Genomic DNA, 15,819 nt, shown 5'->3' on the forward strand with positions numbered 1-15,819 from the left:
TTTTGCATGTTAGGTTCAGCCCAATTGTGGTTCTGACTGTGTCGTGGTCAAATTTGACGGTAAGCCGCTTTATTTCCACACAGCCGCAACTCACGTCCTCCCCGCGTCCTTCCAGCACATCTGATGAGCGGGCGGATAGGTCCGCTCCAGATCGGTCGCGCTCTGGAACGGCTGGTTATTTTCCACGACCCCCTGCATGCAGGCGCAGTATTTCCGCAGCTTCGAAGGCTTCTCGTTGCTCGCCTTGCGCTGCGAGATGCAGGCGTCGATCCATGCGCGGTCGGCAGCGATGAGTTTCGCCGCGAAGGCCGTGCCTGATAAAGTAACGGCGCTGAGAACCCCCAGCGCCGTTACAATCTTGAGCATGTGTTGCGTCGCTCGCATCAGAAAGCCTTGTTGCTCTCTTTCACCGCTTCCGCCTCGACATAGACCTGTCCGCCCATCTTGACGAACTTCTCGCTCATCTGGGCCATGCCGTCCTCGATCACGCCGGAGATCGTCATGCCGACGCCGGGCAACTTGCCGTCGAGATTGAGCGCAGCCTTCTCGTTGTCGCCGAGGGTCGCCGCGTAGTCGCGTACGTCCTGCGTGATCTTCATCGAGCAGAACTTCGGACCGCACATCGAACAGAAATGCGCGACCTTGTGCGCTTCCTTCGGCAGTGTCTCGTCGTGATAGCTGCGCGCGGTATCCGGATCGAGGCCGAGGTTGAACTGGTCTTCCCAGCGGAAGTCGAACCGCGCGCGTGACAGCGCGTCGTCGCGCAGTTGCGCCGCCGGATGCCCCTTGGCCAAGTCCGAGGCGTGCGCCGCGATCTTGTAGGTGATGACGCCGACCTTGACGTCGTCGCGGTTGGGCAGGCCGAGATGTTCCTTCGGCGTCACATAGCAGAGCATCGCGCAGCCGAACCAGCCGATCATCGCCGCACCGATGCCCGATGTGATGTGATCGTAGCCCGGCGCGATGTCGGTGGTCAGCGGCCCGAGCGTATAGAACGGCGCTTCGCCGCATTCCTTGAGCTGCTTGTCCATGTTGATCTTGATCTTGTGCATCGGCACATGGCCGGGGCCTTCGATCATCACCTGACAGCCCTTCGCCCACGCAATCTTGGTGAGTTCACCGAGCGTCTCCAATTCGGCGAACTGCGCGCGGTCGTTGGCGTCGGCGATTGAGCCCGGACGCAGGCCGTCACCCAGCGAGAATGACACGTCGTACTTGCGCATCAGGTCGCAGATTTCGTCGAAGTGCGTGTAAAGGAAGCTCTCCTTGTGATGCGCGAGGCACCACTTCGCCATAATCGAGCCGCCGCGCGACACGATGCCGGTGACGCGATTGGCGGTGAGGTGGATGTAGGGCAGCCGCACGCCGGCATGGATGGTGAAATAGTCCACGCCCTGTTCGCACTGCTCGATCAGCGTGTCCTTGTACAGCTCCCAGGTCAGCTTGACCGGATCGCCGTCGCACTTCTCCAGCGCCTGATAGATCGGCACCGTGCCGATCGGAATCGGCGCATTGCGCAGAATCCATTCGCGGGTGGTGTGGATGTTGTGGCCGGTGGAGAGGTCCATCACGGTGTCCGCGCCCCAGCGGATCGCCCACACCATTTTGTCGACTTCTTCCTCGACCGACGACGTCACGGCGGAGTTGCCGATGTTGGCGTTGATCTTGGTCAGGAAGTTGCGGCCAATGATCATCGGCTCGAGTTCGGCGTGATTGATGTTGCAGGGGATGATCGCGCGGCCGCGCGCGATCTCGCTGCGCACGAATTCCGGGGTGATGAACGCCGGGATGTCCGCGCCGAAGCTCTCGCCGTCCGCGAGGGCGGCTTCTGCGCGCTCGAGTTGCTGCTTGCGGCCGATGTTCTCGCGGGTCGCGACGTAGATCATCTCCTTGGTGATGATTCCCTTGCGCGCGAATTCAAGCTGCGTGATCGGCGCGTCGCCGACGCCGCGGAACGGCTTGTGGTGCGCCTTGAAGGCGGCTGCGGCGTGCTTCTCGCCGACATTGCCGTTGTCTTCCGCCTTGATCTCGCGGCCTTCATATTCCTCGACGCCGCCGCGCTCCTTCACCCATTCGATGCGCGCGCGGGAAAGGCCGGCGTTGACGTCGATGATGACGTTCGGATCGGTATAGGGACCGGAGGTGTCATAAACCGGAAGGTTCGGCTCGCCCGCGCCCTCAGAGAGAATGATCTCGCGCAGCGGCACGCGGACATCAGGAGCCTCATCCGGCGTGACGTAGATCTTGCGCGACGACGTCAGGCCGCCGGTGGTGACGGCGGGCTTCAGGTCGGCCGTGTTGATTGGTTTGTTCATGGCGTCCTCCTTTGAATTCTGTGCATCGGTTTTACTCCGCTCATTCCCGCGCAAGCGGGAATCCAGTACTGCTGGGTCCCCGCTTGCGCGGGGACGAACGGGTTATGAAAATTGCAGCTGATCTCGTTGCTCATCACGCTGCCTCGGAATAATCGGTGAGCCAGGCGCGCACGCGCGCGTCCGGATCGGTGTTCTGGGTGACGTCGCTGACGACGGCGATGGAGTTGGCGCCGGCGGCGAAAATCATTTCGGCCTGTTCGAGCTTGATGCCGCCGATGGCGACCAGCGGAATGTCGCCGATCAGAAGCTTCCATGCGGTGATGCGCTCGATGCCTTGCGGCGCGAAACGCATCTTTTTCAGCGTGGTCTCGTAGATCGGGCCGAGCGCGATGTAGTCGGGCTTGTAGGCGAGCGCGTTGTCGAGTTCGGTCTCGTCGTGGGTGGACAGGCCGAGCGTTAGTCCCGCGCGGCGGATCGCATGAACATCGGCGGTGTCGAGATCTTCCTGACCGAGATGAAGATGCTGCGCGCCGGCGTCGATGGCCGCGCGCCAGTAGTCATTGACCACGAGCTTGGTCGGCGTGCCCTTGGTGACGGCGAGAGCCTCGCGGACGATGGCGAGCGCCGCCGCGTCATCGAGATCCTTGGCGCGCAGTTGAACGGTGCCGACGCCAAGTTTCGTCAGCCGCGCAACCCACGCGACGCTGTCGACCACGGGATAAAAACGATCAGGATACGGCATGCCAGAACGGTGTCCCTACGACAGGGGTTGAAGGAGAAGCGAAATCGCGCGCGCCCATCAGGCCGGCTTCATATCCGGCGCGGCCGGCTTCGGCGGCCAGACGGAACGCGTTGCCCATGGCGACCGGATCGTCGGCCTTGGCGATGGCGGTGTTGAGCAGCACCGCATCAAAGCCAAGCTCGAACGCCTCGGCCGCATGCGACGGCGCGCCGATGCCGGCATCGACCACCAGCGTGATGTCGGGCAGGCGGGCGCGCAGCAGCTTCAGCGCATCGCGGTTGGTGATCCCGCGCGCACTGCCGATCGGTGAGGCCCACGGCATCACCACCTTGCAGCCGGCATCGACGAGCCTCATGGCGACGCTCAGGTCCTCGGTGCAATAGGGGAACACCTCGAAGCCGTCCTTGATCAGGATTTGTGCGGCTTCGACGAGGCCGACCACGTCGGGTTGCAGCGTTTCGTCGTCGGCGATGACTTCCAGCTTGATCCACGGCGTGTTGAACAGTTCGCGCGCCAGCTTCGCGGTGGTCACGGCTTCGCGCACGCTCTTGCAGCCTGCGGTGTTCGGTAGCACGGTGACTTTCAGTTCGCGGATCAGCGACCAGAACTGGTCGCCGGTCTTGCCGCCCGCAGTCTCGCGGCGCACCGATACGGTGACGATCTCGCTCCCTGCGGCGCGGATCGCGTCCTGCATGATCTTCGGCGAGGGATACAGCGCGCTGCCGATCAGCAGGCGCGAGGAGAATTCGCGGTCATAGAATTTGACTTTGTTCATGACCTCGCTCCGCACACAATCGTCATGCCCGGCCTTGTGCCGGGCATCCACGTCTTGGCCGCAGATCGAGAAAGGCGTGGATGGCCGGGACAAGCCCGGCCATGACGGCCAGTGAATGCCATTGCCTTGAAGCGCACCATCTTCACCCTCCTTGCCGCGGCGTGAGAATTTCCACCGCGTCGTTGTCATTGAGCGGCGTTTCAGCCCAGCGCGCGCGCGGCACCACATCGTAGTTCACGGCGACGGCGAGATGCGTGCCTTCGTACTCGAGTTCGGCCAGCAGCGCGTCGACGCGCGTGGCTTTGGTCTCGACGCGTTCGCCGTTGACGATTAGGAACATTGCATCACCTCGTTGTCGATGGCGCCGCGCTCGACATAGGCCAACGTCAGTTCCGCAAGGGCCGGCGCCAGCAGGAAGCCGTGGCGATAGAGCCCGTTGACGGAAATGCGCGTGGCCTCAACGGCGATGCGCGGCAGGTTGTCGGGGAAGGCCGGGCGAAGGCCCGCGCCGAATTCGAGAATGCGCGCTTCGCCGAAAGCCGGATGTACCGCATAGGCGGCGCTGAGCAGTTCGAGCGCGGAGCGCACGCTGACGCCGGTGTCCTCGCTCTCGATCGAGGTCGCGCCGAGCATGAAGCGGTTGCCGTCGCGCGGGATCACGTAGAGCGTCCAGCGTGGATGGAGGAAACGAACCGGGCGTGACAGTTGCACGTCGGGCGTCTCGATCACGATCATCTCGCCCTTGACGCCGCGCAGATCTGGATGCCGGTCGCGCGCACCGAGACCCCGGCAATCGATCACGATGCCGTTCTCGCCGGCAAGATCGTCAGGTTCGCAGTCGCTGCCGAATTTGATCGTGCCACCGGCAGCGGCGAGCTTCGCGTGCAGTTCGGGAAGCACGCTGCGCGGCTCGACGTGGCCTTCGCCGGCAAAGAACAGCGCTTCACGGAAACGTCCGTCGAGGGACGGTTCGAGTCCGGCGATGCCATTGGCATCGAGGCGGCTGTGATCGGTCGTTAGTCTCGCGAAGCGGTCGAAGTCGGCGCGGTCGCGCGGATGCGCTACGACGAGCGAACCGTTGAACGGCGTGTCCGGCACATGCTCGCGCCAAAGATCGAGCGAACGGATGCCGAGCCGCGTGATGACCGGCTCGGAGCCTTCGCGCTCGCACCACGGCGCGAGCATGCCGCCGGCCCAGTGGCTGGTCGCCTGCATCATCGCGGCGTCGCCGCGTTCATGCAGCGTCACGTCATAACCCGCGCGGGCGAACAGCAATGCCTGCCATGAGCCGGCAATGCCCGCACCGATAATATTGATGGAAGATTCCCCTCGCGGAGATTTGGCTTTCTGTAGCATCCCTGTCCCTTCGCCGGCATGACCCGGATCAGGTTCAAAGGGTCACCGCGCATTCTGCGGTATCTCAGCTCCACGCCGGAGCCCCCCTCGGAACACACATACGATAGACCCGATGCTCCGGGGTTTCAATGGCCGGCCCCGCGATGCTGCATGGCTTTTCCGCATCGTGGGAACGCGTTTTCGCATCTCGCATTGCGAGGGCGGCACAAAACGACGCGGGTAAGGGTTCGTTGACCTTGCCGCGAGGCGATTGACGCCATTTCGCGCCAGTTTTCAGGAAGAGATCAGCCCTCGAGTTTACCCGGAATTATGCCGCCGGTGGTTAGGTCGGGAACTCGTTTCCACGATCTGGGACTGAATATGAGCATTGCCGGTCTCGACGACACCGGACACAAGCGGAGCGCGGCCGAGCAGGTTCTCGGCCAGGTGCCCGCGTGGCTGTGGTTCGGCGCGGGCCTCCTGCTGCTGTTCGTGATCGGCGGCAACCGCGCGCTGCAGGATGCCGACACGTACTGGCAGATCGTGGTCGGGCAATGGATCATCGATCATCGCGCCTTGCCCAGCGTCGACGTCTATTCGTTCACCAGGGTCGGCGAGCCATGGATCTCGTCGTCATGGCTGGCGCAGGTGCTTTATGCCGCGTCGTATTTCATGTTCGGCTGGGCGGGGCCGGTGATCCTCGCAGGGCTCGGAACAGCGGTGGCGTTCGCGCTGCTGGCGCAGATTTTATCCCGGCGCTTTGCGCCGACGCATGCGATCATCGTCGCGATGGCAGCGGCCGTACTGTCCGCACAACATTTTGTGGCGCGTCCGCATCTGCTGGCGCTGCCGGTGATGGTGGCGTGGGTTTCCGGTCTGGTGAACGCCAGCGATGAGCGCAGGGCGCCGTCGTTCTGGCTCCTGCCACTCATCGTGCTGTGGACAAACCTACACGGCGGCTTCGTGCTGGGACTGGCGCTGATTGCGCCGTTCGCGCTCGATGCGGTGTGGAACGCCAATGCGCCGCAACGGATTTCGCTGGCGCTGCGCTGGGCCGCGTTCGGCCTGTGCGCCGTCGCCGCAAGCTGGATCACGCCCTATGGCTGGAATTCGCTGCTGGCGGCACGCAGGATTCTCGATCTCGGCAACGCCATGGCGCAGATCCCCGAATGGCAGCCTGTGGATTTCAGCAGCATCGGTCCGTTCGAGGTCTGTCTGCTTGCGGCGCTCGGATGCGCGCTCTGGCGCGGCATCGTGCTGTCGCCGCCGCGCATCCTGCTGGTGCTTGGATTGCTGCACATGGCGCTGTCGCACAACCGCAATATCGAAGTGTTCGCGCTGCTGGCGCCGCTGGTGCTGGCGAAGCCGCTGTCCTTGCGGTTCGGCCGCAGCGATGTCACGCACGCCTCGCAGGGCATTACGGGCAGTGTTGCTCTCGTCCTCGCGACCTCGCTTGCGATCTGGGCCTTTACTGCGCGTCACACCTTCACGCCGATGGTCATTCAGACACCCGCTGCGGCGGTCGATGTGCTGAAGGCCCGCAAGGCTGAGCGCATTCTGCACAATGCGGGTTTCGGCGGCTATCTCATCACGCGGGGCATTCCGGTGTTCTTCGATGGCCGCGGCGAACTGTACGGCGATGATTTCCTCGTCAGGACGTTCGATGCGCTTGCACTCAAGGACGTCGGCTCGTTCCTCGGCCTGCTCGAGACCTACAAAATCGGCGCCACGCTGCTGACACCCGCCACGCCGGCCGCAGGCCTGCTTGATCGCCTCGATGGCTGGCAGCGCATTTACGCCGACGATGTGGCCGTGGTGCACGTCCGCAAAGCGGGTGCCCCGCGATGACGACGCAAGGCCTGAGTGGAGCGCCGCCGCGCTCGGTCATGCCGGTGCTGGCCGGCATCGCCGTCTTTTCCGGATTGCTCCTGCTGGGCAACCGCATGCTGGCCGATCCCGACACCTTCTGGCAGATCGAGATCGGCAAGCGGATTCTGGACAGCGGGTCGTTGCCGCAGCGCGATGTGTTTTCCTTCACCATGCAGGGCCAGCCGTGGATTTCCACCCAATGGCTGGCGCAGGTATGTTTCGCGCTGGCCTTTTCGCTCGCGGGCTGGGCCGGACCCGTGGCGCTCACTGCGGCATCGATCGCGCTCGCGTTCGCGCTTGTCGTCCGTGTCCTCGAGCGGCATCTCGACGGCACCGCGGTCCTCGTTCTTCTCATGATGGCGTTCGCGCTGGCGTCGCCGCATTTTCTTGTCAGGCCTCATGCGCTTGCGATGCCGGTGATGGTGGCGTGGACCGCGGCGCTGATCGCCGCGGCGGATCGCGGCCAAGCGCCACGGCTTTGGTGGCTGGCGCTTATGATGCTGTGGGCCAATCTGCACGGCAGTTTCGTTTTCGGTCTTGCGCTGACCGGGCCGATTGCGCTCGACGCAGTCCTGAACGCCCCGCGTTTGTCGCGCGTTCGACTGATGCTGCGCTGGGTCGTGTTCGGCGTGCTGGCGCTCGCGGCGAGTTGCCTGACGCCATACGGCTGGAATGCGCTGCTCGCCGCGCGCAACATCCTCAATCTCGGCGACGCCTTGCTGCTCATCACTGAATGGCGGCCGGTCGATTTCTCGCGATTCAACACCGTCGAGGCGTGCCTGCTGCTGGGCGTCGGTATCGTGCTGTTCAAGGGCCTGACCCTGCCGCCGGTCCGAATCCTGCTCCTGCTCGGGCTCGTTCACATGGCGCTTGCGCATGCGCGCAATGTGACCGTGCTGGCGCTGCTCGCACCGATCGTTCTCGCCGCACCGCTGGCGATATGGTTTCCACGTTCGGATCCCGCGTGGCTGTCGGGTGTGCGTCCGCGCGTCGTGGCCGCATCTGCAGCCGTGGTGCTTGTTGCGCTGACGGCTGTCGCGATCACGATGGGCCGATATGCGCCGCCGGCGGGCGTTGGACTTGCAGTCGCCGCGCTGAAAGCACGAGGCGTCTCGCGGGTGTTGAACGACTATGATTTCGGCGGCTTTCTGATCGCGGCGGGCATTCCCGTCGCCATCGATGGACGAACCGAACTGTACGGCGAGCGTTTCATGATCGAGTTTGACCGTGCAATGACCTTGAAAAGCCCCGCGACGCTGTTCGACGTGATGGATCGATACCGTATCGATGCCACGCTGCTGATGCCCGCGACACCAGCAGTGAGCCTGCTCGACCGTCTTGAAGGCTGGGAGCGGATTTACACCGACAATGCCGCCGTCGTTCACGTGCGCAAGCCTGACGCTCCAGTGGGCTACAGAATCAGGTCAGCCGAAAGCGTGCGGCGATGAGCGTACAGGCGATCGATGCCGCACAGGCGGAACGCAATACGTTGCCCCTGTGGGTCGGCCTGATCGTCTATGCCGTGATGCTGGCTGCGGGCAATCGCCTGCTGCACGATCCGGATACGTACTGGCAGATCGCGGTCGGCCAGTGGATGGTCGATCATCGCGCCGTGCCGTGGACCGACACATTCTCATTCACGATGCAGGGGCAGCCGTGGCTATCGACCCAATGGCTGGCGCAGGTGATCTACAGCCAGTTCTATGCATGGTTTGGCTGGGCCGGCCCCGTCGCGTTGGCGGCGCTTGCAATCGCGGCGACGTATGCGCTGCTCACCCGGTTTCTGGTTCGCTATCTGGCCGACGTGCCGGTGATGATCCTTCTCCCGGTGTCTTTTTTGATGGCGCTGCCGCATCTGTACGCGCGCCCTCATGTGCTGGCGTTGCCGGTGATGGTCGCGTGGGTGGGCGCGCTGTTGACTGCAGCGGAACGCCGCGAGGCGCCGCCGTTCGTGCTCGTCCTGTTGATCACGCTCTGGGCCAATCTGCACGGCGGCTTCGTGCTGGGTCTGATGCTGATCGGGCCGATTGCGCTCGACGCCGTTCTGAATGCCGAAGGGCCGGCGCGGATGCGGCTGATGATGCGCTGGTTCGTTTTCGGCCTGGTCGCGCTCGCGGCCAGTTGCGCCACGCCCTACGGATGGAATTCGTTGCTGGCGGCGCGGGCCATTCTTAATCTCGGCGAGGCGCTGAAGCTGATCCGTGAATGGGCGCCCGCCGATTTCAGTTTTCTCGGGCCAATCGAGGCCGGTGTTCTTCTGATCGTCGCACTGGCGTTCATGCGCGGCATGAAGCTGCCGCTGATGCGCAACGTGCTGTTCGTCGGCTTGCTTTACATGGCGCTGGCGCACATCCGGAATGCCGACGTGTTCGCGCTGCTGGGGCCGATGGTGGTCGCAGCGCCGCTCGCCGCTCAGTTCGGCGGCCGCGGCAACGAAGTTGGCTTGGCGTTTCCGCAGCCGCATGGGTTTGCGGTGTCGGTCGCCGTCGCCTTGATGATCGCGCTGACGGCCGGCGCGTTCGCGGTGAACCGGTATCGTCCGGCCGAAAATGTAACGCCCGTGGCGGCGGTCAAATTTCTCAAGGAGCGCGGCGCGCAACGCGTGTTCAACGATTACGAGTTCGGCGGCTACATGATCGCGCGGGGCGTCGCGCCCTATATCGACGGCCGCACCGAACTCTATGGCGAGAAGTTCGTCCTCGAGCACAAAGCCGCAAGCAGGCTGCTGAATCCTGTTGGATTTTTCGAACTGCTGGAGCGGTACAGGATCGACGCGACGTTGCTGAACCGGACCTCGCCGGCAGCGCTTATCCTGGATCAGGTCGACGGCTGGCAAAAAGTCTTCAGCGACGATCAGGTGGTGGTTCATGTCCGCGACGCATCGGCGCGTCACACAGCCGAACCAAAAATAAAGCCGGCTTCAAACTGAAGCCGGGACTCTATGGAATTTCATACAGTCGTTGCGAGGAGCGTAGCGACGAAGCAATCCATTTTGGGCGCCCAAGACTGGATTGCTTCGCTTCGCTCGCAATGACGTTTAATGACGATGCCGCCGCGCGCGGCGCGGAATCTCCTGCGCATTCGCATCGAACAGCGTGATTGACGGTTCAGCCCACGCCTGAACCTGCTGACGCGGCAGCAATCCCTGGCGCTTGGCCGCATAATAATAGCCGCCCGCATAGTAGGCGACGGCGCGGTTGTGGTTGCCGCCCGCGGCGCGATACGCGCCCGCGAGATATTTCACGGCATAGGTCAGATTGGTGTCGGGATCGAGCAGGCCCTGCGCGCTGCCGGTGTAGCCGACGCCGCGCGCGGTCGCGAGCTTGATCTGCATCATGCCGTAATTGCCCTTGCTGACGGCGCGCGGATTGTAGCGGCTCTCGCGCACGATCACGCGATGCACGAGTTCAACGGGAACGCCGTTCGCAGCGGCGTGACTTGCAACCATGGATTCGTAGTTGGCGCGTTGTGCGCTGGCGGGATGAATCAGCATCATCGCCGCTGCCGCGGCGAGCAAAATTCGTTTCATGATGTCTGTCCTCAGCGAGATATTTGAAAATGGGTTCAGCGTGGAACGCAATGCCAACGCGACGAATGGCCCGGCTCAACGGCAACGGGCGCGATGAGTTCCAATGCGGAGCAAATGTGGAGAGAAAGTGTCGATAGATTCCGCGCGCTGATGCGACGAAATTAACGCACTGATATGAGGAACTTGGAGCTATGCGAACGCGCGGGTTAGCTATGCGCGCTCGTTTGCGCTCATATTCACTGCAAGTTCGGCAGCGACGTCACCGCGACACTGATCGAGCCTTCGGCTTCGGCGATGATGCGCAGCGTGTTTGAATCGAAGGCGATGCTGCCGAGCCGTACGCTCGACACCGATGCATCGACGCGAATGCCTTCATCGTTCTTGCGGAAATCTGCAACGATCGCTGAAATTTTTTGCTGCGCGTTGGCCGCGAAAGTTTTCAGCTCGATGGTGGCGCGTTGCTCCAGCGCGCTCTGAAGATAGGGAATCGCGGGACGCGCGGCAGCCCCCAACAGGCCGAATGCCGAACTGGATTCCACCGCGAGTTCGAGATCGGTCAGCCGCAGGATCTGCTGCTTCTGATCGAGCACCGGACGGCCCCAGATGTGAATAGTCGCTTCGCCGCCGAAACCGAACCAGCTTGTTTTTTCCTTGGCGTTGACGAGCAGGGAGATCAGCAGCCGCTGACCGGCGGCAGCGACGTTCGCGCTTTTCACCGTGACGTCCACCGAGCCGCTGCCGTCCTCGGGAAACTTGCGGCCTTTCAGTTGTGTCTCGACGATCTTGCTCACTTCGGTGAACGGCAGATCGATCGGCACGCCGATACTGATGCGGCCGCGCTCGGGAGGCGGCATGATGTCGAGAGTGGCGGGGAACGGGCAATCCGGCTTGGTCTCCGCAGGGAGCACGCGTGTTTCCGCCTGCAAGCCAAGTGTGAAGTTGACCGAGTTGGCGTCGATGCGCGGCTGCGCCGCCATGGCCCGCACCGGTCGCATCTCCAGCCACAGCGTCGGCATTCCCTTTGCCGCCGGAGGAAGCGGGATCGAGCGGCAGAGTTTCGCCCACTCGCGCCGCGCGTTCTGCTCGAGCGAGCGGTCGTTGCGCAGCCGCGCCTGCAACAGCGCCATTTGCTCGTTGACGGTTTTGTCGATCAGCGGCTTGACCTGCGCCGGCACCGCGACCTTTGCACCTGCGATGGTGAGGCTGCTGTCGCCGAGTGTGACCTGCGCCGTCAGCTTGGGGTCGATGCGCCACTCGCGCAGGACTTCCGGCCGCGATGTGATCGCAACATTGCCGTGGATCGCGGCACTGGCATTCAACTGTTTGATATTCACGCTGCCGAGTTGTTTGGCAGCGTTGTTGCCGAGCACATTGCCCAGCACGTTGCCGAGTGCGGTGCCGCTCGCCGCCGATAGTGATCCGAGCACCGTCAGCTTGCCGTCGAGCGGCGTCGACAGCGACAGCGCGTTCTGCACGCCGGAGGCGGCGATCGGTCCGCGTGCCACGGTCCAGTTGATGTCGGCATTCTGGAGAATCTGGCTGACGGGATTTTCCGCCTTGCCGCCGAGGTTGCGTGGCGCGGCGCGGTCGAGTCCGTCGCGCAGCGCGGCGATCGAAATGGAAATCGGCGTCAGGATTTCGGAATTGCGCGCCACCGGCGGCAGCGGCGGCAGTTTCGTCAGCACTGGCTTCTCGACAATGGTCGGCCAAAACCGGTTCATCGCATAAAGGCTGACGGCGAACGACGCGGCAAGCACCGCCAGTCCGAGCAAAATGAATTTCAGGCGCATAACGACTCCGGCCGCATCACAACAGCGATGCTACAGCCCGCGTCCGACGCACGCCACCCCGCGCGCTAGTGGAGTGGATTTGACATTCGCTACCAAAGCGCAACGAGCCCATGAAGCGAATGTCAAATCCAAAACTCCACTAGAAACTTATACTTGCTAGTGGTCCATCGATTCTAACATTCGCAAGAAGGCCTGCTGAAATGGGGCGAATGTTAGAATCGGACCACTAGCGGTAGCCCGGATCGACTTACCGCAGATCTCTCGGAAGCAGCTTGTCCTTCGGAACCTGCGGCGGTTTTTTCTGCAACGTCGGGACTGCCGGCTGGCCCGGGCGCGGCACAGCGGACGGCACCTGCGGAACGCCGAGACGACCGGGCACACCGAGCCGATTGAGAATTCCCGCCGGACCTTGCATCGACGGTGCGCTGGGCACGGTAGATGGCCGCTGGAATCCGCCCGGCATGCCGGGCTGTCGCGCGATTGCAGGTTGGTTCGCTAGCCCCGGCTGGTTTGGAAGAGGTGGCCGCGAACCAAATTGACCCGGTGCACCGGGCGTGCGCTGGAATCCGCCGGGCGGCGGTGCACCTGGCGCGCGCTGGAGTCCGGGCTGATTTGGCAGGCCGCCGGGTTGTCGCTGCATACCCGGCTGCAAATTGCCGCGCTGTCCCGGCTGGTTTTGCAGGCCCGGACGTCCCGGCTGGCCGGGTTGATTCAGGCCCGGACGATTTGGCTGTCCCGGTTGATTGGGCTGACCCGGACGATTCACTCCCGGTTGCTGCCGCTGACCGGGTTGGTTCAATCCCGGTTGTTGCCGTTGTCCGGGTTGGTTCAATCCCGGTTGTTGCCGTTGTCCGGGTTGGTTCAATCCCGGTTGTTGCCGTTGTCCGGGCTGGTTCAGGCCTGGCTGCCGCTGCTGTCCCGGCTGGTTCAATCCGGGCCGCTGCTGGCCGGGCTGATTGAGTCCGCCGCGCTGTGGAGCGCCTTGATTGAAGCCGGGCCGTCCGAAGGCCGGCGGACGATTCGGATTCTGCATGCGGAAATTACGCTGCTGCATCACGACGCGCCGGCCGACGTCCTGCATGCTGTGAACGCGCTGCATGAATCCGCGATCGCGCGCGACCATCTGCGCGGACATCACCATCGGCATCGCCGACATGCGCATGCCGAATCCCTGCACCATGACGCCGCGCACGGTGAATCCGCTCGCGGCCTGCGTCAGCATGCCGAGCGGCGCGCCGTCGCGCGCCCTGACTTCGATGCGGCCGACCTTGCCGTCGGCGTCCGGGTAAAGCTTGACCCCGACATTGTTCGCGCTGGCGGTGCCGGCCGCAACGCCCTCAGGCACTTCGACGACGCCGGTGGTACCGCGAATGCCGAGCGTCGCGGTCGGTGTTTCGATTTTCATGTCGCCGGTCTTGGCGACGGCGGCGGCGACGAACGCCATGGTGCCGCGCGTGACATTGAGGAGTGCGGCGTTGTCCTTACCGCCTTCCTGATAGATGAAACTGTCCACGACGACGCGCGAACTTGCGGAGAGGTTGAGCGTGGTGTCGTCGCTGAACGTGACGCCGAGTGTCGAACTCTTGCCGGTCTGAAGAATGTCGCCCTTGAAGATGTCGTCTTGCAGCTTCAGCGGCCCGGTCATGCCGTTGCGCGTCACCGTCGCGGTGCCTTTCAGGATGGCGACGTTGCCGGCGGGCTCGTCGGCCGCGGCCTGCGAGGCATCGGCTGCCGGTTGATCGGGCTGCGTTGCCGGTGCGGACGGTTGCGCTGCTGGCGCGGGGCTTGAGGGTTGTGCGGGCACCGCCTGGGCGAGCCGGAGGGCTTGTTCGGCATGCGCAGGCGCAAAGGCGAGGCCGCACAGGATCGATGCAACGAGCAGGCCGGAACGGATCAAAGCATTCACCTGCTCAAGGACCAATCGGGTGGCCGGGTAATGTCAGTATTTCTGACAGTCCTCGCATGGCGATGCAACGCCATGCGCGCCGAGGGGCGCAGGCTTTCCATTGCAATTATGGGGTGGAATAGGTCGGCGTTTCCCGGCATGCGTACGTCATATGTGTACGCAGGAGCGCGAAAGGTTCAAAAGCCGGCTTCGTCAGCCGTCGCGCGAGATCCGGCCGCCTGCAACGCGCCAGGCTTCGATCCCGCCCTGGATATGGCGGACGCGGGTGAGCCCGGCCTGCTGCGCGGCCTGCACCGCCATCGCGGAGCGTTCGCCGAACGCGCAATAGAACAGCAACTGATTGCTGGTTGTCGTGCCGAGTTGGTGAAGGACGCCGCCGGGCTTCACATTATCTTCGAGAGCGGGATAGGGCGCGTGCAGCGAGCCCGGAATGACGCCGTGTTTTTCGCGCTCACGGCGCTCGCGCAAATCGATCAGCACAACGTCCGGCCGCCCGACGATGTCCTTGGCTTGCGTTGCCGACACCGCCCAGCCGCGCCGCGCGACTTCGTCCTGCGCCAGACCCATGTGAAGGTTTGCCGGAACGGCGACGTCCATCATTTTCGGATTAGGCAGGTGCAGGCTGTTCATGAGATCGACGTACTGATCGACCGATTTGACCTGAAGGCGCGGATTGCAGGCCCTTTCTTCGCCAATGGTCGAGACGGTGTCGCCCTTGTAGTCGTGCGCGGGAAAGATCAGCGTCTGGTCGGGCAGCTTGAGCAGCCGGCCGAAAATCGACTCGTACTGCGCGCGCGGATCGCCGTTCTGGAAATCGGTGCGGCCGGTGCCGCGAATGAGCAGCGTGTCTCCGGTGAACACGCGATCTGGCAGGATGAAGCTGTAGGAATCGTCGGTGTGGCCGGGCGTATAGAGCACGTCCAGGCTGAGCCCCTCGATATCGATCTTGTCGCCGTCGGACACGCGCATCGATACGACATCGACGCCGCTCTGCTCGCCCATCACGGTGATGCAATGGGTCTTGTCGCGCAGCGCGCCGAGGCCGGTGATGTGGTCGGCATGGATGTGCGTATCGACTGCCTTGATCAGCTTGAGATCAAGATCCTGCAAAAGCTGGATGTAGCGATCGACCTTCTCCAGCACGGGATCGATGATCAGCGCCTCGCCGCCCTGCCGGCTTGCAAGGAGATAGGTGTAAGTGCTGGAAACGCTGTCGAAGAGCTGGCGGAAAATCATGAAAACATGATTGCAGCTTCCCGCGCCCGTGATCAAGGGCTGACCGCCTCACTCAATCCGGTGACCCGATCAGTTCGACGTGTAATGCGTAAGATCGGGACTGATATCTTGCCTAGAACATGCCCAGCACGATCGCGCCGACGAGGATGAGCGACGCATAAGCGGCGACGACGCTCAGAGGTCCGACGATGGTCATGGGTGTCCTCCCTTGGCTCAACGCTGGACAAGTAACGCGGACGCTACCAAGACGTTCCCGATGCGAAAAAGGCAGGTCTGCTGTCGCATCACGGCGACGGCGCGCGATCATGGTTAAAAAACATTG

At 63.3% G+C, this 15,819-nt stretch carries 13 protein-coding genes and 1 riboswitch; of the genes, 3 read left to right on the plus strand and 10 right to left on the minus strand.

Annotated elements, in window-relative coordinates:
• Positions 1 to 90 precede the first annotated feature (90 nt).
• The 6 genes from YH63_RS12490 to YH63_RS12515 all read right to left on the minus strand — a co-directional run bounded on the left by YH63_RS12490 (position 91) and on the right by YH63_RS12515 (position 5,188).
• Positions 91 to 366, minus strand: coding sequence for a hypothetical protein (locus tag YH63_RS12490; RefSeq protein ID WP_137325189.1), 276 nt, complete (start codon positions 364 to 366; stop codon positions 91 to 93).
• 17 nt (positions 367 to 383) lie between these two features.
• A complete protein-coding gene (gene thiC, locus YH63_RS12495; RefSeq protein WP_046827321.1) occupies positions 384 to 2,315 on the minus strand; it encodes a phosphomethylpyrimidine synthase ThiC in 1,932 nt (643 codons plus the stop codon).
• A 133-nt stretch (positions 2,316 to 2,448) separates the two neighbouring features.
• On the minus strand, positions 2,449 to 3,057 hold the full coding sequence (locus YH63_RS12500; RefSeq protein WP_046827320.1) for a thiamine phosphate synthase: 609 nt from the start codon (positions 3,055 to 3,057) through the stop codon (positions 2,449 to 2,451).
• Positions 3,044 to 3,832 carry a thiazole synthase gene (locus YH63_RS12505; RefSeq protein ID WP_046827319.1) on the minus strand — a complete coding sequence of 263 codons (789 nt, stop codon included), beginning with the start codon at positions 3,830 to 3,832 and terminating at the stop codon, positions 3,044 to 3,046. The genes YH63_RS12500 and YH63_RS12505 overlap by 14 nt, the downstream gene beginning before the upstream one ends.
• A 142-nt stretch (positions 3,833 to 3,974) precedes the next feature.
• Positions 3,975 to 4,172 carry a sulfur carrier protein ThiS gene (gene thiS / locus YH63_RS12510; protein WP_024576400.1) on the minus strand — a complete coding sequence of 66 codons (198 nt, stop codon included), beginning with the start codon at positions 4,170 to 4,172 and terminating at the stop codon, positions 3,975 to 3,977.
• The gene (locus YH63_RS12515; RefSeq protein ID WP_046827318.1) at positions 4,163 to 5,188 is read right to left on the minus strand and encodes an FAD-dependent oxidoreductase; all 1,026 of its coding nucleotides are present in this window, start codon (positions 5,186 to 5,188) and stop codon (positions 4,163 to 4,165) included. Before YH63_RS12515 ends, thiS begins: the two co-directional genes overlap by 10 nt.
• Positions 5,177 to 5,286: riboswitch (TPP riboswitch) on the minus strand. Its footprint overlaps the gene before it by 12 nt.
• A 262-nt stretch (positions 5,287 to 5,548) precedes the next feature.
• On the opposite strand from YH63_RS12515, the gene YH63_RS12520 reads away from it, so the two are divergent.
• From YH63_RS12520 to YH63_RS12530, 3 genes are read left to right on the plus strand one after another with little or no spacing between them, the layout of a single operon-like run.
• Positions 5,549 to 7,015 (plus strand): hypothetical protein, encoded by a 1,467-nt coding sequence (locus YH63_RS12520; RefSeq protein WP_046827317.1) that lies wholly within the window; start codon positions 5,549 to 5,551, stop codon positions 7,013 to 7,015.
• A complete protein-coding gene (locus YH63_RS12525) occupies positions 7,012 to 8,484 on the plus strand; it encodes a hypothetical protein (RefSeq protein WP_046827316.1) in 1,473 nt (490 codons plus the stop codon). Before YH63_RS12520 ends, YH63_RS12525 begins: the two co-directional genes overlap by 4 nt.
• Positions 8,481 to 9,965 (plus strand): hypothetical protein, encoded by a 1,485-nt coding sequence (locus tag YH63_RS12530; protein ID WP_046827315.1) that lies wholly within the window; start codon positions 8,481 to 8,483, stop codon positions 9,963 to 9,965. Before YH63_RS12525 ends, YH63_RS12530 begins: the two co-directional genes overlap by 4 nt.
• 108 nt (positions 9,966 to 10,073) lie before the next feature.
• Here the strand turns inward: YH63_RS12530 and YH63_RS12535 are convergent, their stop codons facing one another.
• From YH63_RS12535 to YH63_RS12550, 4 genes are all read right to left on the minus strand, one after another.
• The gene (locus tag YH63_RS12535; RefSeq protein WP_046827314.1) at positions 10,074 to 10,565 is read right to left on the minus strand and encodes a transglycosylase SLT domain-containing protein; all 492 of its coding nucleotides are present in this window, start codon (positions 10,563 to 10,565) and stop codon (positions 10,074 to 10,076) included.
• Between the two features lie 236 nt (positions 10,566 to 10,801).
• A complete protein-coding gene (locus YH63_RS12540; RefSeq protein WP_046827313.1) occupies positions 10,802 to 12,355 on the minus strand; it encodes a DUF4403 family protein in 1,554 nt (517 codons plus the stop codon).
• 247 nt (positions 12,356 to 12,602) lie between these two features.
• Entirely contained in the window at positions 12,603 to 14,261 is a 1,659-nt protein-coding gene (locus YH63_RS12545) for a FecR domain-containing protein (protein WP_246658052.1), read from the minus strand.
• A 192-nt stretch (positions 14,262 to 14,453) separates the two neighbouring features.
• Entirely contained in the window at positions 14,454 to 15,497 is a 1,044-nt protein-coding gene (locus YH63_RS12550; protein ID WP_046829551.1) for an MBL fold metallo-hydrolase, read from the minus strand.
• Between the last annotated feature and the right edge of the window lie 322 nt (positions 15,498 to 15,819).

Source organism: Afipia massiliensis (assembly GCF_001006325.2).
GTDB classification, from domain to species: Bacteria; Pseudomonadota; Alphaproteobacteria; order Rhizobiales; family Xanthobacteraceae; genus Afipia; species Afipia massiliensis_A.

Coding starts and splice junctions, on each gene's coding strand:
- YH63_RS12490 (WP_137325189.1), bottom strand. CDS start 366: ATGCTCAAGATTGTAACGGCGCTGGGGGTTCTCAGCGCCGTTACTTTA.
- thiC (WP_046827321.1), bottom strand. CDS start 2,315: ATGAACAAACCAATCAACACGGCCGACCTGAAGCCCGCCGTCACCACC.
- YH63_RS12500 (WP_046827320.1), bottom strand. CDS start 3,057: ATGCCGTATCCTGATCGTTTTTATCCCGTGGTCGACAGCGTCGCGTGG.
- YH63_RS12505 (WP_046827319.1), bottom strand. CDS start 3,832: ATGAACAAAGTCAAATTCTATGACCGCGAATTCTCCTCGCGCCTGCTG.
- thiS (WP_024576400.1), bottom strand. CDS start 4,172: ATGTTCCTAATCGTCAACGGCGAACGCGTCGAGACCAAAGCCACGCGC.
- YH63_RS12515 (WP_046827318.1), bottom strand. CDS start 5,188: ATGCTACAGAAAGCCAAATCTCCGCGAGGGGAATCTTCCATCAATATT.
- YH63_RS12520 (WP_046827317.1), top strand. CDS start 5,549: ATGAGCATTGCCGGTCTCGACGACACCGGACACAAGCGGAGCGCGGCC.
- YH63_RS12525 (WP_046827316.1), top strand. CDS start 7,012: ATGACGACGCAAGGCCTGAGTGGAGCGCCGCCGCGCTCGGTCATGCCG.
- YH63_RS12530 (WP_046827315.1), top strand. CDS start 8,481: ATGAGCGTACAGGCGATCGATGCCGCACAGGCGGAACGCAATACGTTG.
- YH63_RS12535 (WP_046827314.1), bottom strand. CDS start 10,565: ATGAAACGAATTTTGCTCGCCGCGGCAGCGGCGATGATGCTGATTCAT.
- YH63_RS12540 (WP_046827313.1), bottom strand. CDS start 12,355: ATGCGCCTGAAATTCATTTTGCTCGGACTGGCGGTGCTTGCCGCGTCG.
- YH63_RS12550 (WP_046829551.1), bottom strand. CDS start 15,497: ATGATTTTCCGCCAGCTCTTCGACAGCGTTTCCAGCACTTACACCTAT.